We start from the raw sequence: 21,114 nt of genomic DNA, 5'->3' as shown, positions 1-21,114 counted from the left end.
AAAAGTGAAGACGGAGGGTTCAAATGACGAAGAAAGGCCTGACTACCACTTTACGCCAGAGCGGAATTGGATGAATGATCCGAACGGTATGGTATTCTTTAATGGAGAATATCACTTATTCTATCAGTATCATCCCTATGGGACAACATGGGGGCCTATGCATTGGGGGCACGCGGCTAGCCCGGATATGGTTCACTGGGAGTACTTACCGGTTGCTCTGGAGCCGGATGAACACGGTGCCATTTTTTCAGGAAGTGCCGTAGTCGACTGGAACGATACGTCGGGCTTTTTTAATGGAAAACCCGGCTTGGTCGCAATATTTACTCATCATGATCAAGCGCCGGGCACTGATCGACTTCGGCAGCGTCAAAGTCTTGCCTACAGCACGGATTCGGGAAGAAGCTGGACAAAATATGCGGGAAACCCCGTGCTTGCCAACGAAAAATACCCCGATTTTCGGGATCCCAAAGTATTTTGGCATCAACCGACGAAGCGTTGGGTAATGATTCTGGCATCGGGCCAGACGGTTTGCATCTACCATTCTCCAAATCTAAAGAGTTGGACATACGCCAGTGAATTTGGACAGGGTATTGGTTCGCACAACGGTGTGTGGGAATGTCCGGATTTATTCCCTCTTCCGGTTGGGAATGACCCTCAACTTACCAAATGGGTGATGTTCGTCAGTATCGGAAATTCATCGGACCATGTGGAAGGTTCCAGAACTCAATATTTTATAGGTAAATTCGACGGCAATACGTTTGTACTGGACGAATCGCCGAATCATGTCAAATGGTTGGATTACGGCAGAGACAATTACGCGGGTGTCAGTTGGTCTGACATTCCAATAGAAGACGGACGCCGAATCTATATCGGTTGGATGAGCAATTGGAAATATGCGAATATGACGCCCACTGAGGGCTGGAGAAGCTCCATGACCGTGCCTAGAACGCTATCTTTGGAACCGAGGAATGGGGAGATTGCACTTATTCAACGGCCCATCAGGGAGCTAGAGAAACTCCGGGTTCCCGTATTATCCCTGAAAGAAACAACAGTTGAGAGCCTCAGGGAACGAGTTGCGGGCTTAAACCTGGACAGCTTTGAGATCATTGCGGAACTCGAAACGGCGAATGGAGAAAACTTTGCGATAAGGGTAAGAACATCTGTGAATCATGAAACGGTTATAGGATATGATGCTGCCCATGGTGAGATGTTTATAGACCGCACAAGATCAGGAGAAGTTGATTTTCATCCGGACTTTGCCGGCAGACATGCAGCGAAACTTGGGGAGATTGGCTCAGCACTTAAGCTTCATATCTATGTGGACCAATCATCTGTTGAGGTCTTTGCTGATGATGGCAGGATAGTTTTGAGCGATTTGATCTATCCGGGACAAGATGAAAATGGACTGGAAATCTCATCAGGCGGCAATGGGCAAATTCTTTTGTTAGAATTATTTAATTTAAAGGCCATTGGCAAGGATGGGTTAAAGGGGAACTGGATGCAATAGAGGCAGGCGGAATAAAAATTGTCTGTGGAATCAGCAACAAGGAGGAGCACTTAAGGAACGGGTGAGATCACTCTACCGCATAAGATTTCGCAGGAAGGAAGTGCAATCGTAGAGATTGCATATGAGTTTTCGCTCCCGTTTGTCCAAAGAAGGAGTTATGTATTGACGCAGTGGTATCCGATGCCGGCTACAAACGAAAACGGTTGGAATTAGAAGCCGTATATGGACATCGTCTTGAACGACCTCGAATCGATGGAATACGCGGGAGTGGTTACCATAGACGATACGGAAGATGGTGAAGTTCTTAAGTATTCAATCGTGCATGAAGGCCTCGCCAATGGTTCTACGGAAGCACGGAACGACCCTTAACATGACCGGATGGTTGGACGAAGGCATGGTGGAGCTTGCGACGTCTTTGTATTTGCACGATTATTCGTTTGCCAAGAAGTAAATTAGCGGGAATTGCCGATGCTCCGATTTTAGCTTATCTGAGTTGGGAAGCGGGAATGTTATAAGCAGCTTGTACGCACAGCCTGTCATTAAGTTCAAAGTTCTGTTCGATAGTTTGCCAGGAGGTGCGTCCAAGCAAGGGATTGTCGAAGAATTGCCGCGCGGCAGTCCATCGTTCTACTAACGAGCGGGTAAAATTGAAAAAGTAGAGGTGTACCCGTTTAGCGTTATTAAATAAAGTGAATATTTTTGTTTTTATAGAGAAGTTCTAAGTGGTACCCCGGCTCCTCGTCCCTTTCGAATTTTTTTTCATCGCATCTTCTATTAACCCTGGTCAATCTAAGCCGATCTACTATTTTCCTTAACTGCATGAAAATCCTAGCGCGACGAATCTCATGTTAATTTCTTGGTGCTTTCACGAATGACCAATTCGGTTTTTTTCAAGGTGATTGGTAGAAACGATTCCCCGTTTATTCTCTTGATGAAGAGCTCCACCAATTGCCGGCCTGCCCACTTCGAGAAGTTCTGAAAGCCGGCCAAATTCCGATTGGGGAGATTACGCATGGCGGAGATTGCTGCGCTTGGCGAATTACGGATGGAGTTCATATCTGCAGGAATATCGGAGTCGGGTCAGCCGCTGTTTGAACAGAATCCGACAGGAGCGCCCGTGAACGTAGCGGCGCTCCTGTCGCGTATGGGGAGGTGCAACGTTTTCATCGGAAGGGTTGGCAAGAATCAATTCGGGCCGTATTGGAATCCAGCGACGTGGTGCTTATTTGGAATTATGGAATCAATCTGGCAGGAGCAAATATGAGAAATAAACGATATCCCGAACTCCAATAATTTTTTAATTGACATCCCTATAATGACGTACTGAGGTTTATCTTTCATTTTCTGAATGGCACTTTGATCGCCAACATTCATAATCCGTCTTTGCAACAGGGACGGTTTTTGTTGTCGGGTTGCACGCCTCTTGTGTTTAAAGAGAAAAATACACCTTATTTCGATAACACGATCGAAGCCTATAAAAACGTGCCGGACAGGCGATTGCTGAAACAGCCCAAAAAGTGCGAGTTTAGATTTTCTTTCAATTTAAAAAGCACGATGTCATTGTATTTCAGGGAAAGATAATGTGTTAGACATGATGTATTGAATCTATGCGGGTTTTTCAATTAAGAAACAATGGACTCCGTAAATTAATATTAGGACTGACAGATAATATTATTCAGATCTTGGTCTGTCTCAATGTTCGTTCTTGGGGATATAGGCATAAAATGGAACAGCTTCGCCCTTATTAGGGTGAGGCTGTTCGTCATTAATCAGTTAATTCCACTATTGTACGGTTTTCAGCTTGAAAATTTCATGGAGCCCAAGCGTAGCCGCTCCCATGGCGGCGCCATATTTTTTCCAGTGAAAAGCGACGACGGGCGTCGCTCCGAATATCGAGTTCTCGACCTGATGGATAGCCGCTACCAGCTTGTTGAAAAACAATTCGTTATCAGTTATCCATCCGCCCAGCACCAATTTCTGAGGGTTCAGCATTTGCAGCGTCTTCCCGCAATAGTTGGCAATATCCCGAATCATATGCTCAGCCTCTTCGCTGAACGGTTCGGTGCCGGCTAGCGCCAGCTCGATATAGCTTCGAATGGCTTCCTCCGAGGACATTGCTCCGAATCTCGCAGGATCGTTTTTTTGTAAGCGTTCGGCAAGGATGGGCGTGCAGTAAGGAGCCAGGTATTCGGTCCTACCAGCCGTGCCGATGGAACCATGATATACCTGACCGTTCAAGAAGAGCCCAGCGCCCGTTCCATAGTCGATCATAAGGAAAATGGTCGTATGATCGCCTTTTGCCGCTCCGCTGAAGCGCTCGGCGAAACCGGCTGCATCCAGATCATTGATCAGCAGAATGGGAATGGACAAGTTATTCTCCAGCATTTTCAGAAGTGGAAACTGTTGAAGCTGCAAATAATGGGAAGTGATGACGACGCTTTGCGTATCGTCCAGCCTTCCCGGAAGGGAGATGCCGATGCGCTTAATGAGTTCAAGGGGAATATGATGCTCTTCAATAAAGGAACGGATGAAGACAGCCAATTCATTGCGGATCTGCTCTTCTCCGATGAGCGATTTCATGCTTCGGTTCGCTATAATCTCTCCGCTCAGATTGAGCAGGACGCATTGGGCGGGGGAGCTAGACAGGTCGACGCCGACCACATAACCGCCCTCCGCCCGAATATTCAGCAAGGTCATTCTCCGGCCGACCCCGCTGCCGGTTGTCCCAATTTCGTGAACGAGCTGTTCGCGAATCATTTCCTCGATGAGGATGGATACCGTTGTCGGGCTGAGCTTCGTTTTTCGCGATAATTCGACGCGGGATATCGGTCCATGCTCGAATATCGTATGGATCAAAGTAGAGATATTGATCTCCTTCAGCATTTGTTGGTTTCCTATTTTTATCATATCAGTTCTCCAAATTCTCAATATACTTTCGTCCTATCCTAGGCTTTAACAATAAAGATCGTATCTATTTACGGTGTTAGGGCAGCCAGTCGATGCGGTGAGTGGCGCGTTGCAGAGCGACGTTGAAAGGATAGTCCCGCGATTTTGCTTGCACAAATCTATATATGGGGCCGCTCCTATTCCATTATAAAGGAATTCCGATGGTGCAGACAGGGAGTACAGAAAGGTAAGGAAGACTAAAAAACGGTATGAAAAAAGCACTTTCAACAGAGCGTTCGGCACTATGGGGACCAATTCCCTATGCCCGTCATTACCGGAGGGAGGAGGGGGTCGTTCAAAGCAATTATAGAAGAAGGGTACAAGCGATGTCAACTTTACCAAATATCAAAACAGACCGTTTAACTCCTTTGTTCGACATAAAGTCTGAAAATTCGGGATATAAAATAAGTGAAATTAACCCGTTGACAATGGGAGAGGTAAGCTCATATAATCGCAAATATAGAGTATATATTTTTTTTTAATTAGTTTTTCCGATGGAACAATTAATTAAGGGAGGTGTAGAATCCGCGATTAGCTCTGGGGTAGGGAAAGTCTGTTAAGAGGTTTGAAAGGTTCAAGAACGAGCAGTAATCAAAATAGAGGAAGGGGACTGCCGATGTCATCATGGCTTAACCGTGCGGCTTTTAAAAAAATAAAAAAATACAAAGTTCTGTATGTGATGCTGCTCCCGGGACTCTTGTATCTGCTGGTTAACAACTACCTACCGATGTTTGGGATCGCTATTGCTTTTAAAGAAATCGACTTCTCCAAAGGTGTCTTCGGCGGGGACTGGATCGGGTTTCGGAATTTCGAATATTTATTCAAGACCTCCGAGGCTTATATCATTACCCGGAACACCATTTTGTACAACGCCACGTTTATCGTGCTTAATCTCTTTTTCTCCGTGATGTTCGCCATTATGCTGAACGAGCTGAAGAACCGGTTTCTGAGCCGCTTTTATCAAAGCGCCATTCTGCTTCCTTATCTGATTTCTACAGTTATTATCGGCTACCTGGTATTCTCTTTGCTCAGCATGGAGACGGGGTTCGTCAACAACACCATTCTGCCGTGGTTCGGGATGGAGGGAATCATGTGGTATACGGAGGCCAAGTATTGGCCAATCATCTTGACGATTGTGAAGCTCTGGCACGGCGTGGGTTATCTATGTATCATTTATTTCGCCGCGATAGTCGGCATCGACCATGAGTATTACGAGGCCGCAACGATAGACGGAGCCGGGAAATTCAAGCAAATCATACATATCACACTCCCCTCGCTTACACCGGTTATCGTCATTATGACCTTGTTGCAGATTGGAAGAATCTTTTATGCCGATTTCGGCCTGTTTTATCAAGTGCCGCTTGACTCGGGGCCGCTGCTGCCCACGACCAATGTTCTGGATACTTATGTATATCGTGCTTTGCTGAAAAGCGGAGATATCGGGATGGCGTCAGCCGCTGGCTTCTATCAATCCATCGTCGGTTTCGCGCTGATCATTTTCTCCAATTACGTTGTGAAAAGAATAAATCCTGACCATTCGTTATTTTAAGGGGGAGGCACGATTGAGAAGTAATAGCTTGGCACAAATTGCACTCCATGTCTTTTTTGTGCTTATCGCCGGGTTTTGCCTTATTCCGTTCTTGCTTCTGGTAGCGGCATCCTTCACGTCCGAGAACGCGATTATCCGAGATGGCTACTCGTTCTTCCCAAGCGAGCTCAGCTTGGAGAGCTACCGGTTTATTTTCGCGAAATCAAGCGACATTTTTAATGCATACGGGATATCAGTCGTCGTAACGGTTATCGGCACGTTCGCAAGCCTGGTCTTCATGACGTTGCTGGCTTACCCGCTGTCCCGGAAAGAGCTGCCTCTGAGAAATTTCTTTTCCTTCTTCGTCTTTTTCACGATGCTCTTTAACGGAGGCCTTGTCCCGACTTATCTGATCTACGCGAATGTGTTAAACATCGACAACACGCTGCTAGCCTTGATTGTGCCCGGACTGTTGGTGAGTGCCTTTTACGTCATCCTGCTCCGGACGTTCTTCACCGTTTCGGTTCCGGATGGGGTACTGGAATCAGCGCATATGGACGGCGCTGGAGAATTCAGAATATTCTTGCAAATGCTGCTGCCGTTGTCGCTGCCCGTAATGGCAACGGTCGGATTATTTCAAGTCATTAATTACTGGAACGACTGGTTTAACGGGCTGATCTACACTTCGGACAATCGGCTGTACAGTATCCAGGTTCTATTAAACACCATTCTGCTGAATGTGCAATATCTGCTCGACAACGTGCAGTACTCCGGAATGCTGGACGACACGAACCTGATTCCGACGCAAGGGGTGCGGATTGCAATAGCGGTCATAGGCGTGCTGCCCATACTGGTTGCTTATCCTTTCTTCCAAAGATATTTTGTCAAAGGGCTGACGGTTGGAGCGATTAAGGGCTGATCGTTCCGGATGTCCTGAAAACGGCAAAGGAGGTGATGCCTGGCGGCAAGCGGGTGGCCCAAGCATTCATACAACATATGTAAACGGAGACATTCAGATTCAAAGTTACTCATCAGGGAGGCGGGAACGACGATGAAAATCAGCATTGGCGGGTATTCGTTCAGTAATACGATCAAAGAGGGCAAGATGGATACCTTCGGGTACTTGGAATCCTCCAAGTTCAGGTTCGGTCTGGATACGGTCGACTTATGGAACGGAACCTTCGAAGGCGCGCGGGAGGACATCTTCTCCTTGCCGGACGAAGCGTATATTCGGAAACTTCGCGAAGCGATCGACGAGAAAGAAATGAAGGTTATGAACATTGCGGTAGACGGCGCCCATCTGTGGGATGCGGATCCGGATAGAAGGAAGAGCCTTTACGGCAATGCTATCGCTTATCTGCATATAGCCTACAAGTTAGGAGCGAAAACGGTTCGGATCGACACAGGCGATCATCAATCCATTCCTGAAACGGATGAGCAGTTCGAATACACCGCAGCACAGTTCCTAGAGCTGAGTAAGCTTTCCGCCGACCTTGGAATGGTCGTCGGGCCGGAGAATCATATGGGAACCTCCAAGGATCCGAACTACTTGAAGAAGCTAGCGGAGGCGGTCAATCATCCGAGCTTTGGCATCCTGCTCCATATGGGGCGATGGGCTGTGGACGAAGAGATCGGGGACAATCTGGTCGCGCCTTGGGTCTATCATACGCATTTCGATGGCAAAACAGCGGCCTCCGATAAGGCGGAACAACTTGTCGCCACGCTTCTGAACACCGGCTACGACGGATACTGGGGTATAGAATACAATGCGCAGGGCAACCAATACCTCGAGATGGAATGGGCGATAGCGTCCGTGAAACGTGTTTTGACTAAAGCACACAGCACAAACATGAAACGATAAGGGGGATAATCGGATGGGAAGAATGATAAGAATCGGAATTATCGGAGCGGGTCTGATCGGCAAAGCGCATTTAAGAAACTACGCGAACATTGCGGATGTCGAGGTGGTTGCGATCTGCGATGTCAATGAAAAGGAAGCGGAGACTGTCGCGGCGCAGTTCAATATACCCGACGTTTATACCGATTTCAGGGTGATGCTGCTTCGCGACGATATTGAAGCGGTCGATGTTTGTCTGCATAATAACCTACACTCGCCGGTCACTATTGCAGCATTCCAGGCAGGGAAGGATGTCTATTGCGAGAAGCCAATCGCCGGCTCTTACGGCGATGGAGAGGCAATGCTGAACGCGGCCAAAACGTACGGCAAGAAGTTGCATATCCAGCTTGGCACGCTGTATCGCAAGGAGACGAAGGCGGCGAAGGCGCTGGCCGAAGGAGGCCTACTCGGTAAGCTGTATCATGCCAGAGCGACCGGTCACCGGCGCAGAGGGCGCCCGTTTATTGATGGCTATGGCACACCGGCGTTCCTGAATAAAGACATTGCCGCCGGAGGCGCCTTAATCGATATGGGGGTCTACCATATATCGCAAATGCTGTATTTGCTCGATTTGCCGAAGGTAGCGCGGGTGTCCGGCAAAGGGTACCGCGAGATGGAAACCGATGCGGCCCGTGCCCAGCAGGCTGTCTTCAACGTAGAGGAGCTGGGTCTCGGATTTGTAAAATTCGAAGGGGGAGCAACGCTCGATATCTGTGAAGCCTGGAGCGTTCATCTCGGCAGTATTGAGGGCTGCTCTGTCGTCGGCTCGAAGGGCGGCATCCGATTGCCCGCGTATTCGGATCAGACGGTGCTCGCGCCTTTCAGCTTCCACACCACAATGTGTGATATGGACTTGAATTGCACCGTCAATTTGGATGAGTTGGATGGACGCTGGAACCATCTAAAGCCTGATTACGACGCCTATCAATCCTCCCAGCATCACTGGATTGCTGCCCTTCAAGGCAGAGTCGAGCTGCTGCCGACCGCCAAGATCGCCCTGCAAACGATGCTCATCAGCGAAGGAATTTACTTATCGGATCACCTTGGGAAAGAGGTAAGCAGTGATGAAATAATTCAGTATTCGAAATCGACCGCCATCCCAGTGTAAAAGTCATCGATTCTGAAGGGGGGTTCACTTGAGGTGGATGGTCAAATGGCCGGAGAAAGCACGAAGTCCTTGGCTACTCTGAAGCGCTTCAATTTCTTTTTGTATGGTACCATTGCCATTTTAACGTCATTCTTTCCGCTGTATTTTCAGGAGATCGGTCTGAGCAAAGTGGAGATCGGCATGGTGATGGCTGGGGGTCCGTTTATCTCCCTATTCGCCAACCCGTTCTGGGGGTATTGGAGCGACAGGCTGCAGAATGTAAGGAAGATACTTATCTTTTTATTGATAGGGAACTTGCTTGCAACTATTGTGGTGTTCCAAATCCGGGAATACGCGCTTATATTCGTTATGATGCTGGTCTTCTTTTTCTTCAACAGCCCGACCTTCTCGCAGAGCAACAGCCTAATATTGAACGCCATCGAGAATACGAAGCACAAGTTCGGAGGGATTCGGCTGTGGGGTTCGTTAGGCTGGGCTATTATTGCTGTGCTGGCGGGACCTGTAATCAGTTGGATGGGTCTGTTGAACTTGTGGGTTCTTTACGGCATGATGATGCTTGTCTCGCTGCTTTTTACGATTGGCCTCCCCCGGGGGCGTGTAGTTTCCAAGCCGAGGACGGGAAAGCAGAGTTACTGGAAGGTGATGCTGTCCAGCAAAACTTTTTTCACCTTCGTCGTTCTGGGAGTTCTCATATCGGTGCCCAATTCCATCAATCAGACGTTCAACTCACTATACATTGTCAGTCTCGGAGGCTCTAAGGAATTGATTGGCTGGTCCGTCTTTCTGTCAGCCATATTCGAAATTCCGGTATTTCTGCTATTTGACCGTTTTCTGAAAAAATCAACGAAGATGATGATCGGGACGTTGGTCGTCGTCAGCCTATTGTTCGTCATCCGCTGGCTGCTGATGTCGGTCGTAGGCAGTCCGATCCATATCGTACTTATTCAGATTCTTCATTGCATTACGTTCGGAGGCTACTACTATGTTGGAACCAGCTTATCGGCACATTTAATTCCCGGTGAATACAGAGCTACGGGGCAGGCAATCTACGCACTGACCTGGGGCGGGATATCGGGCATCATCGCCGGCCTGTTCGGTGGCTGGATGTTCGATTACCTCGGACCCAGGACGTTGTATCAAATATGCGCGGCTATCTCAGTTGCCGGCGTCGCGGGGTTTCTGGTAATGTGGCTGAGCGAAAGCAGGAAATCAAGCCGACTTCCCAGCAAGGCAGGGAAGTCGACGGATCAGGGGATAGGTGGATAATGTACTGCCGCCTTCCCCCCGGGATGAGAATTTTACCGCAGTCAAACATCATGGATGAGCAATGCCAGAGGGAGTACTAAATTTAAAGATCTGAGGGAGGTCTTTTATTTATGGCAATAAGAACGGGTAAGCTTCTGTTGTTCTTCTTCCTGACGGCCAGCTTGATCATGAGCGGCTGTTCCTCTTCCAACTCCACCCCGAACGCTGGCGGAGGAGCGACTGCAGACGGACAACTGCGGCCGTATGAGGTTACGATTGCTTTCTGGGGGGGAGACCAGCGGGACCTCAGCCTTATCGAGGAAGAGGTCAGCAAAATTACGAAAGAGAAAATCAATGCGACAGTCAAGCTGCGAAGAGTTGAACCGGCTGCATGGACACAGCAGAAGGTGCTAATGCTGTCGGGCAACGATCAGATCGACCTGCTCTTCACCGGTGAGGACCAGTATATATCGGAGGTGGGGCAGAAGAAGCTGATCCCTCTCGACGAACTGCTGCAAACCTACGGTAAAGAGATTATCGCCGCCTTCGAACCGGAGGTACTCGCCGCCTCGAAGATCGACGGTAAAATTTACGGTGTTCCGACCATCCGGGACTTTGCCGCCTACCCGACTATTCTGATGCGTACCGATCTGCTGAAGGAAAACAACATCGATATCAGCGGTGTCAAGACGATGGATGATTTGGAACCGATCTTCCGGACGATCAAGGAAAAGCATCCTGAGTTGAATCTGATCGGCAAGGGGGGCGGCGGCGCCTCCATCGCCTATCCACTGCTGCAAACGACGATCGATCCTCTTAGCGATACGATCGGTGTTCTGACCGACACAGATAGTCTCAAGGTGGTCAATCTTTACGAAAGCGAAGAATATAGACAATTCGTCATGAAGCTGCATGAGTGGTATGAGGCTGGCTTTATCCCGAAGGATATTGCGACGACCTCCCAGACGGGTCGGGATTATCTCAAGGCTAAAATCGGCTTTTCGACCCCTAACAAAGGAAAACCAGGCATTACGACGCAAACGGGTGCATCGGCGGGAACCGAATTGACGGAGGTGGCGCTCGGCCCCGCCATGATGAATACACTCACGATTACGAATGCAATGATGGCCATTACACGAAATTCTAAAGACCCGGAACGGGCGATGATGGTTCTGAACCTCCTGTATTCGGATAAGAAGATCATTAATTTGCTTCATTGGGGGATCGAAGGGAAGCATTACGTCGTTCAAGAGAACAAAACCATTGATTTTCCGGAAGGAGTGGATGCTACAAGTAGCGGGTATAACCTGCGGCAGGGCTGGATGTTCGGCAACCAGCTATTGGCGTACCCATGGGTAACAGATAGCCCGGATATCTGGCAGCGGATGGACGAATTCAATAAAGGAGCGAAAAAATCGGCAGCCCTCGGCTTTATGTACAACCCAGAGCCGGTCAAGACAGAGCTGGCAGCCATTCAGAATGTCATTCAGCAATACGCGATGAGTTTGGAGACCGGTACGCTCGATCCAGTTCAAAATCTGCCGAAATTTAATAGCGCGCTGAAAGCGGCCGGAATTGATAAAGTCATTGCAGAGAAGCAAAAACAGCTCGACGAGTGGGCTACCGCCAAATAGTAGCGGCGTCACTAGCCCGCTTGAATAGTCTGGAGACAAAGGTCGGCTTACCCTGCGTATATCCAGTTTTATTTTTTGCTTCTGTTAGCCCAATTGCGCTTGTGCTGCTTATTCCTGCTCCGCCGCGAACCGCTTGAGCCTTCTGACCAAATAGCACAGCGAGATGGATGCTTCCTTGGCGGCTTTATTAGAAAAAATGTGAATAAATAACCTGTAGCATGCCACTGGAAGTGGTGCGATGTAGGAAGACAAAACATGATTACATTAAAAGTCGCGGAAACCGCGGCTTTTTTCATGAATGTAATAAGGTTCTTGTCATTGGGTGACGTCTAAGAATGTTATTACATTCCCGACGGGATCAGGAAACATCGCTAGACGATGATGTCTCCCTGTACAAAAAACTCCGTACAATGATTTTACAACATAATTCGTTCCATGCTATCTGTCGTTCTTTGCGCGACTGGAATTATCGGAATTACCTAATTGAAAGAAGTTGCTACTGCGATAAAAAACTAAGCCCAAATAATACCGAAAAACAGTGAAACAGCTGAAATCTGAGTGTTATTTATGGGTCATAACAAATAATGTCTGTATTCTGCCGTTAATGTATTTCGTAAAGTTGGGGTATCGCTATAGACGAAAAAAGAGAATGGAGGTCAGTTAATGTTATGCCAAAAATGATTCGGTCCAATTCCGCCAGAATGGAAAGCGAGTTCCAAATAAATATAAGACAAGGAAGACAATCGAATTTAGGTAGTAGAATCCTTAAGCACAAATTTGTTTATTTGCTGATCCTGCCAGGTGCCCTTTACTTTCTAATATTTAAATTCGGGGTAATGTGGGGGGGGCTGCTGGCATTCCAGAATTACAATCCTATAGTTGGCGTTCTTGGAAGTGATTGGGTTGGCTTTAAAAATTTCACCAATCTATTCAATGACAGCAGTTTCTATCTCATGTTACGAAATACATTTGCTATTAACGTGTTGAGCCTAGTGTTTATGTTCCCTACGCCAATTCTATTAGCCCTGATGCTAAACGAAGTAAGGCACGAGGTATTTAAGAAGATCAATCAATCCATTGTATATATGCCGCATTTTTTATCCTGGGTTATTGTGGCCGGCTTGACGTTTCTTATTCTTTCAAATGATATAGGTATCGTTAACAAAATTATCAGTGGAATGGGTTATAAGCCGATTGCATTTTTGACGGAACCTAAATATTTCTGGGGTATCCTTGTTATTCAGAACATATGGAAAGAAGTCGGATGGGGGACTATTATCTTCTTGGCGGCCATGGCGGGGGTAGATTCTCAAAGATACGAAGCCGCAGTCGTTGACGGAGCATCCCGTTGGAGACAGATTTGGCATATTACACTGCCGGCAATTCAACCCACTATCGTTATTCTTCTTATACTAAAGCTCGGACAAATGGTCGATATTGGTTTTGAGCAGGTACTGCTCATGATGAGTCCGCTGGTGCTTAACGTAGCAGAGGTATTCGACACTTATTCTTATCAGCAGGGAATCCTGAACGGAGAGTTCAGTTTAGGAGTGACTGTAGGATTGTTTAAAGGCGTAGTCGGTTTGGTACTCGTGTTGTTATCCAATTATATTGTAAAAAAAATGGGCCATGAAGGGATATACTAATTTGCTAGATTGGAAGGGATATAATTATGAGTTTCGTTCTGAAAAAAAGAATTACATTGTTTGATTGGGTAAATTATTCCTTGCTTATGCTGATTTCAATATCTTGCATATTCCCTTTTTTGTATATTGTTAGTGTTTCTTTTACAGATCCATCCGCGTATGTTCCTTTAAAATTTTATTTAATACCCGACAAATTCTCGATTGCGTCTTATAAACAGATTTTGTCGACGAACGGTTTTATAGACGCTTTAAAAAGCTCAATCTTTATTACGATAGTCGGTACCGTTCTGAACATAATCGTATCGTTTACCATGGCCTATGGGCTCACGAAAAAGAGCTTGCCAGGACGCAACCTCTTCATAAGTGGAGTCATTTTTACACTAGTGTTTAATGTCGGGATTGTCCCTAATTATTTATTGGTAAAAAATTTAGGTCTGCTGGATTCCTATTGGTCGTTAATATGGCCGTCATTAACCAGCGCATGGAGTTTAATTGTTATCAAAAGCTTTTTGGAATCGCTGCCCTCGGAATTGGAAGATGCAGCGAATATCGATGGATGCAATGAAATGGGTACGTTCATGAGAATCATTGTTCCGTTGTCCACTCCGGCGATCGCTGCATTTACGTTATTTTTCGCAGTCTCCCATTGGAACACTTACTTTAACGCCTTGATTTATATATCCGACTCTTCAAAATGGACATTACAAGTATTCATCAAGACAATCGTTATTGATTCCGACTTTCCTATAGCCGCCGGCGCCGACCAGCTCATGGTGCCTAAAGAAACGGTTAGTATGGCGGCAATTGTACTGGCTATGGCTCCGATTTTGATTGTCTACCCTTTTCTGCAAAAGCATTTTGTTAAGGGGGTGATGCTCGGGTCAGTGAAGGGATAATTGCAGATTCGAAATAAGTTTCACTAAGGAAGCCGGAAATAAGTGATGTCTAATTGATTTGTATAAGGAGGATTTAACCATGAATTACAATAGAAATGATCAACGAATATTGTCGGGCATTATAACATTTTTGGTATTTGTTCTGCTAATCGGATGTTCAAATACCAATGTCGCGAGTGAGCCAGCCTTATCTTCTACAGAAGAAACAGATCCGTCCGCGGTAAACGATCCATCAACTTCAACTGCTCCTTTGTCAATTCAGATATTGTCGGGAGTGTACAATGAGGTACCGGATATGAAAAATCAATTCTGGACGGAATGGCAGAAAAGAACCAATACCCAATTAACAGTTGAGTGGGTTCCAAGCGCACAAGTAGGGACTAAAATGGATTTATTGCTTGCTTCAGGAAATTTACCCGAAGTGTTAGCTTCCCCTTTCTTGAACAGACCGACACTGCTAAAAGCAATAAAAAACGATGCGTTTTGGGATTTGACGCCATTCCTGGGGGATTTCTCAGAATATCCGAATCTCAGGGACAATTTGCCACCGAATGCTTTAAAGTATTTGACTGTGGATAGTAAAATCTACGCATTGCCGCGCTCCCGCCAAAGAATCGATTCTGGAATCACTATTCGTAAAGATTGGCTCGATCAGTTAAATATACCGGTACCTACCACTCTGGACGCGTACGTCGCTGCATTAAAAAAAATCGTGGCTAACGATCCCGCAAAAACAAATACGACTGGTTTAATCCAGGAAATGGATTCGCTTGTCAATTCTTTTATTGTGGCGGGTTTCGGGGGCTTGGACCCTAACTTTAATAGCGAAGGTGGGCTAATCTTTACTCAATTAAATCCTGGATTTACGAAAGCGGTCGAATGGGAACGAAATTTATATCGGGAAGGCTTAATGAGTAAGGATTTCTCTGTAACCAAACTTGAAATGGCCGAACAAATGTTTAAAACAGGACGCGGTGCTTCGTATTCACGAAGTATTTCTTGGAATTATACTTGGGAAGAGGAATTGAAAAAACTCGGTCAGGTCAATGCCCAAATCATGAACTTGACATTAGAAGGTCCCGATGGAAACCATGCCGTGGAGTTGAGCACTGCAGTGAATGGTGGCTTTTACATTTCTAAAAAGGTTCCTGAAGATAAAGTGAAGCAGATTCTAAAGTACTTTGACTACTCGGCTTCTCCGGAAATGACTGACTTGGCTTACTATGGTATTGAAGGTACGCACTACACACTGGTGGACGGACAAAAACAGTTGACGGAGCTAGGAACAAAAGAAGTTAACACTACCAGTAAATGTGCAGCAGTACTGGGTTACGTGAAGGATGGCAGGGTCATGAATTTTTCTGCGAGCAAAGAATATAATGATGCAAAAATTAAGGAAGTAAGTCAATACGACAAAGTTGGTAAAGTGGACCCAACATCTTTTACATTATCCGAAACCTGGCTGAAAACTTGGCCGAAATATCAAAAAGAGTTCGAGAGCAAAGTTACTCAAGCAATTGTCGGTCAGATTTCCATGGAAGAGTATAAGGCGTACGTAGATAAACTAAACAATATGCCGGATTTTAAACAATCCTACAAGGAGTTTGCTGAATCCTTTGCAAATTTCAATAATTAAGCAGTTTTATAAGAGATGATGGTATACCTTTTGTTCGAACCATCAAAAAGTATCAAAGAGTTTGATGTGTTCAGATCGGGGAGGTACAATCATGAGGTTTATCTTCACAATTTTAAAAAGATCGATAAAAATGATTTTACCGAAGTCGAAATATTGGAACCGGCTTATTTGGCTCAGTTTCTTATCGATCACTATCCCGGTTATTCTTGCAGAGGTTGCTTACTATAATGTTTCAATGACAAAGTTGACAAAAAAGTTATTAACTGATAATCAGACATCTTTGATGCTTTTAGAAGATCGTATGGAGGGTATTTTGACGAACATCGAATATGAATCGTTAAATCTTTCCATAAATCCACTTATAAATGATGTGATGAATAAACCAGAATTGCTGAAAAACTATATCCAAATTTCCTCCATTCTTGATGTTCTTGACATGAACAAAAACTCTAATCCGTTTATTGATGAAATCTTGTTTTACGATCAGTCTTCGGGATTCGTAATATCCAATTCTTTCGGATATGTAAGTTTGTCTGATTTTCGCGACAAGGACGATATCGAGAGATTAAGGAAGATGCAGGAACTAGGTGGTGGGTGGATTTATTTGCCGCAAGCCCAAAAAAGAGGTAGTATTTCATTTTTTCGGGATCTACCAGTAATGAATTTAGGAACTCCGCAAGGAATACTTATCATTAATGTGAATAAAAGCAAATTAATCAAACATATGAGCAGCTACGCGACAACGATAGGTAATCAAGCGTTTGAAATCATAGATTCCAGTCACCGGATAATGCTGAATTCTTTGGATTCGGAATCACCTGACCAGCAAGTTGGGAGATTAGCCCATTTAATCGTAGATAAATCCGTCACAGACAAACGCATTGTTCGTGATGAACTGGGCGAATCCTATTTTGTTAGCTTTTACAGCAATGCATTTGGTCGAACATATTTATCTTACTTTCCCAAGAACGAAATGGTCAAATATTTAAGCTGGATTCGTTGGTTCATGATCTATTCAGTCACCATTCTTTTATTTATAGGGCTTCTTCTTGCAATCATTAGTTCGAAGTTGGCTTACAAACCAATTCGAGAATTAATTGAAGTTGGAGAAGTGATGCGGAAAGATACCCTATTGTGTAAAAAGGAGAATGAGTTCGAGTTCATCCAGTCCTGTTTGCAAAATCTAAATGAGCAGGCGGAAAGTTTAGAAAAATATTTAAAAAAGGTTGAACCGAATCTGCGCAATCTATTTTTGTATGAATTGTTGACAAACAGCTATACCAACGAAAGCTCGTTGGCCTGCGAATACGAGCTTTACGGTATCCCCGTACGTGGACGTTATCAGGTATTAATCGTGAACGTGGGGAATTTGCATAAGGAAAAAAGGTTCTTGCCCAAAAATCGGGAACTCCTGATTTTTGCCGTGACCAACGTAATGCGGGAGTTGATACCAGACATTCCAATCTTAAATGGGTCGATTGTCGATGGGAGAGATAAGGAAGGAATAGCGATCCTAGTCTATGAAGCCAACACGCCTGCGAAAGAGATTGATCAAATGACTAGAAACTACGCGGAAAAGATTCATGAGACAATGCTCCAGTATTTATCATTATCGGTATCGGTCGGAATTGGTCAGCATTATCCGAACATATCCAATTTGCATCAATCCTACACAGAGGCGCAGCTTGCTCTACAGAATCAACTCATCTTCGATTCAAGGACGGTATTGTTTTACAATGAAATATCTATACATGAAAATCATTCGTTATTCAGCTACCCAAAAGATGTGGAGCAGCAAATTATCGATGCACTTGTGCAAGATGAACAAGACAGGGCGAATCAAATGATTCATTCGTTTTCGCAAAAAGTTCGTGAATCCGGGTCATACAAGACGGTATTTCAGTGCTACCATATTCTGCTATCATCTTTAATCAAATCGTTTGAGGAAATCCAACCGGGAATTCTACATAAGATGGAAAAGAATCCTTTTGAACAATTAAAAATTTGTGAAACGTCCCTTGAAATCTACGACTGGTTTATCGAACAGTTCTTCCCGCTCTGTAGGCAAATGACGGAAGAGATTAGGCAGGAAAAGACCCGGTTCTTAATCCGTAAGGTGATGAATCACGTTAAAGAGAATGTCGGATTCAATCTTTCCCTGACCGAGTGCGCAGAGTTGGCCGGATTGAGTCCCTCATATTTAAGTCGTTTATTTAAACAGGAGGGTGGTCTCTCTTTTGTCGATTATGTGGTCACGTGCAAGATTGAAAGAGCCAAGGATTTATTGAAAGAGACGGATTATACGATTGTTGAAATCGCAGAGTCGGTCGGTTATTCAGAACGAAGTCTGAATCGTGTGTTCCAGCGGTTCAGTCAGATGTCTCCTAACCAATATAGAATTTCTAACAGATAATTTACATTTTTGAGGGTTGGTTATCCGAACTATGTGGAACTGCTATACTTTGAGACCAGGGGCTCGTCGATATTCGAGGCCGGGCACTTCATCAGTCGAAATACCTGCTTCTCCCCTGATTAAGCTCGGAGCGTTCATAATAAAGTATGGGAGAATGGTTTTACCTTGTATCCGCATCTGACGGAGAAATCGGCTAATGCGAAGGGTCTTATACGACTAATTAGTTGCTGTGCATGAGGAGAAAAGCGGCACTTAGGCTTTATATAAGTTTCAAGGCATAAGAAGCTTTCTTCAATATGAGTGATCCAGCTAAATAATAACTATTATAAGGAGTGTTACGGGAGATGGAAAAAAATAAAAAGTGGTGGACTACCCCTCGTCGGGTAATCCAACCCATTTTACGAATTAACGATGGAAGAATCGATGGCATTAAGATGGTAGACGATCTATATCATTTTGGCTGTAATACAATTCTCCAGAACGTTGGAGGAATTATGGCCTGGTATCCGACTAAAATACCTTACCATCATATGCCTGAGGGAATGAATAATGACATATTGGGTGAAATATTAGATCAAGCGCACGGTTATGGAATGAAAGTCTTTGCCAGGTTTGATCTTAGCGGATTGCGTCGAGATGCCTACGAGGATCACCCGGAGTGGTTTTACATGGACCAGAAAGGCAAGCCCATAGTGAATAAAGGGTTATTCACTACTTGCCCAAGCAGCACTTTTTATCAAGACTTTTTCTTTCCTATATTTGAAGAAGTAACTGAGAATTATAAGTTAGACGGTGTTTTTTTCAATATGTTTGGTTATAAGGATCGGGATCGTCAGGGTGTATACCATGGACCTTGTCATTGCGAAGCCTGTAAGGAACGCTTTAAGGAAATGTATAATTTGCCATTGCCCAGGCAAGAAAATCTAGAAGATCCAAATTACTTTAAATATTTGGAATTCCGCGAAAAAATGTACCAAGCTCATGCCCAGCACATTTATGATTATGCCAAGGGGAAATCTGATGATATAGCTATTTTTGAGGGAAGAGGGCGAAGGGCGCCTATGGGTTTGCTCGGCGGCTTTGCTGATGCTACAGAGGTTGAATTACACTGGATGAAGCCTAACCCAAACTCTACACATGGAGTTCCGCAGGCAGAATGGAGATATATGCCGGGCGAAACCTGTCGTATGGTACGTACATTTGGGTCCGGATTTTCTTCGACTATTAATATTTTTCAATGTGGTGGTGGCCGTTTTGAGTCCCATTCCAAAGGTTGGACGAATACCGGATTAGCTCAGGCTATAGCAAATGGAGGTTGGCCATTTGTAGCATTTGTAGGTCTTCCTTGGCTGGAGGATCGGAAAACAGAGACTCTGATTAAAAGCTTGTATAGCTTTGCAGCTGAACATGAGGAATATTACGAAAGCTTGAAATCTACAGCTCGAATAGCTTTAGTCTGGTCTGATCAAAATTCGCGTCAGCATTTAGGCCGAACTGAACCGATGGAGAGTTTTGTTAAATATTATCGAGGTTGGTACAACGTCCTTGTAAAGGCCCATATCGAGTTTGACATTATTGATGATTCACAGCTTGCTATGGATCATGCTGACCGTCTCTTGGAAAATTATAAATTATTAATTCTTCCGAATGTGGCCCTTTTAAATGATACCGTCTGCATGAAAATTGACGAATTTGTCGAGCGCGGTGGAAATTTAGTTTCAACCTATGAGACTGGGCAATTCGATGAACAGGGCAATAAGCGAACTAATATAGGACTTTCTTGTTTAGGCGTGCAAGAAGTCGTCACTAAAAAAGTCAACATGCAAAACGCCTTTTTCCGAAACACCAATGATAATCAATTTCAAACTCTACGGGAGACAGGACTTATCATGTTGAATGGCGGTTATATTTACTCTTCGTTAAAACAAGGAGTTAAAACGTCTTTCAACCTTGTATCAGAAATTGAATATGCTGATCCTGAGCAGGAGTGTATCGTGAGGGAGACGAACCATCCTGGGATCATCTCGAATACTTTTGGTAAGGGCGAAGCAGTTTACATTCCATGGGAGATAGATAAGCTTGTCTATCAGTTCGGATTAGAAGATCATATTATACTCCTTGAAGATTTAGTGCGTTCTCTGATAGGTGACAACTTGGTACTGGAAACAAATGCTCCGTCATGGGTGGAAGTAACACTTCACTACCAGACTAACGAGGATCGTTGGATTCTGCAGTTGGTTAACGAAAGTGGACATGATGGTGTTGAATTTCGTGATCCGGTGACGATGAGAGATATTCATTTTCGAATAAAGGCTACAGGGGTAGAATCAGTACAATCTATGATGCATCAAGAGTTAATTGAATTCCAGATTTCAAATGGTTGGGTTGAATTTAATTTATCAGTGCTTGAACTGTATGATCTAGTGGTGATTAAGAATATGGTTCAGAAATAAAGTTGCCTCAAGTAAAAGATACACAGAAAAACGCTTCGTTCTACTTTCTTGGGACTCAGAGAAATGGTGCCTGAATCCGCATTAGACGCTCTGTCCCAGACATTGGATAAAATTAATAATATGTATGATACTTGGCGGAATTACTAAGCTAGCGCTGTACTGCGGTGAAATTCGAACCTAGGACAGGACTAGAAGGGGGGAGCGC

The 21,114-nt window shown here is 44.9% G+C and carries 14 protein-coding genes; 13 read left to right on the top strand and 1 reads right to left on the bottom strand.

Going from position 1 to position 21,114, the window contains the following annotated elements:
- The first annotated feature begins 4 nt into the window (after positions 1–4).
- Together AC0YNV_RS36630 and AC0YNV_RS36625 are read left to right on the top strand one after the other, a co-directional pair.
- Positions 5–1,507 carry a glycoside hydrolase family 32 protein gene (locus AC0YNV_RS36630; RefSeq protein WP_475772477.1) on the top strand — a complete coding sequence of 501 codons (1,503 nt, stop codon included), beginning with the start codon at positions 5–7 and terminating at the stop codon, positions 1,505–1,507.
- A gap of 1,012 nt (positions 1,508–2,519) precedes the next feature.
- Complete coding sequence (locus AC0YNV_RS36625) at positions 2,520–2,771, top strand: PfkB family carbohydrate kinase (protein ID WP_475772476.1); 252 nt, start codon at positions 2,520–2,522, stop codon at positions 2,769–2,771.
- A 518-nt stretch (positions 2,772–3,289) separates the two neighbouring features.
- Here the strand turns inward: AC0YNV_RS36625 and AC0YNV_RS36620 are convergent.
- Entirely contained in the window at positions 3,290–4,414 is a 1,125-nt protein-coding gene (locus AC0YNV_RS36620; protein WP_475772475.1) for an ROK family transcriptional regulator, read from the bottom strand.
- A gap of 655 nt (positions 4,415–5,069) precedes the next feature.
- On the opposite strand from AC0YNV_RS36620, the gene AC0YNV_RS36615 reads away from it, so the two are divergent.
- The 11 genes from AC0YNV_RS36615 to AC0YNV_RS36565 all read left to right on the top strand — a co-directional run bounded on the left by AC0YNV_RS36615 (position 5,070) and on the right by AC0YNV_RS36565 (position 20,909).
- Positions 5,070–6,002, top strand: coding sequence for an ABC transporter permease (locus AC0YNV_RS36615; protein WP_475772474.1), 933 nt, complete (start codon positions 5,070–5,072; stop codon positions 6,000–6,002).
- Between the two features lie 13 nt (positions 6,003–6,015).
- On the top strand, positions 6,016–6,900 hold the full coding sequence (locus AC0YNV_RS36610; protein ID WP_475772473.1) for a carbohydrate ABC transporter permease: 885 nt from the start codon (positions 6,016–6,018) through the stop codon (positions 6,898–6,900).
- Positions 6,901–7,032: 132 nt separating this feature from the next.
- Positions 7,033–7,842, top strand: coding sequence for a sugar phosphate isomerase/epimerase family protein (locus AC0YNV_RS36605; protein WP_475772472.1), 810 nt, complete (start codon positions 7,033–7,035; stop codon positions 7,840–7,842).
- Positions 7,843–7,855: 13 nt separating this feature from the next.
- The gene (locus AC0YNV_RS36600; RefSeq protein WP_475772471.1) at positions 7,856–8,986 is read left to right on the top strand and encodes a Gfo/Idh/MocA family protein; all 1,131 of its coding nucleotides are present in this window, start codon (positions 7,856–7,858) and stop codon (positions 8,984–8,986) included.
- Between the two features lie 33 nt (positions 8,987–9,019).
- Entirely contained in the window at positions 9,020–10,252 is a 1,233-nt protein-coding gene (locus tag AC0YNV_RS36595; protein WP_475772470.1) for an MFS transporter, read from the top strand.
- A gap of 110 nt (positions 10,253–10,362) precedes the next feature.
- Positions 10,363–11,865: an ABC transporter substrate-binding protein gene (locus AC0YNV_RS36590; protein ID WP_475772469.1), complete on the top strand. Its 1,503-nt coding sequence runs from the start codon at positions 10,363–10,365 to the stop codon at positions 11,863–11,865.
- 668 nt (positions 11,866–12,533) lie between these two features.
- Positions 12,534–13,511, top strand: coding sequence for an ABC transporter permease (locus AC0YNV_RS36585; RefSeq protein WP_475772468.1), 978 nt, complete (start codon positions 12,534–12,536; stop codon positions 13,509–13,511).
- Positions 13,512–13,537: 26 nt separating this feature from the next.
- Positions 13,538–14,407 carry a carbohydrate ABC transporter permease gene (locus tag AC0YNV_RS36580; protein ID WP_475772467.1) on the top strand — a complete coding sequence of 290 codons (870 nt, stop codon included), beginning with the start codon at positions 13,538–13,540 and terminating at the stop codon, positions 14,405–14,407.
- A gap of 79 nt (positions 14,408–14,486) precedes the next feature.
- Positions 14,487–16,043, top strand: a complete 1,557-nt coding sequence (locus tag AC0YNV_RS36575; protein ID WP_475772466.1) for an extracellular solute-binding protein — start codon at positions 14,487–14,489, stop codon at positions 16,041–16,043.
- Between the two features lie 91 nt (positions 16,044–16,134).
- On the top strand, positions 16,135–18,456 hold the full coding sequence (locus AC0YNV_RS36570; protein ID WP_475772465.1) for a helix-turn-helix domain-containing protein: 2,322 nt from the start codon (positions 16,135–16,137) through the stop codon (positions 18,454–18,456).
- A gap of 344 nt (positions 18,457–18,800) precedes the next feature.
- The gene (locus tag AC0YNV_RS36565; protein ID WP_475772464.1) at positions 18,801–20,909 is read left to right on the top strand and encodes an alpha-amylase family protein; all 2,109 of its coding nucleotides are present in this window, start codon (positions 18,801–18,803) and stop codon (positions 20,907–20,909) included.
- The last annotated feature ends 205 nt before the right edge of the window (positions 20,910–21,114 follow it).

This window comes from Paenibacillus sp. JT31N11 (genome assembly GCF_056269285.1).
Note: the sequence above shows the minus strand (reverse complement) of the source record. Positions and strands in the feature narration are given on the sequence as shown.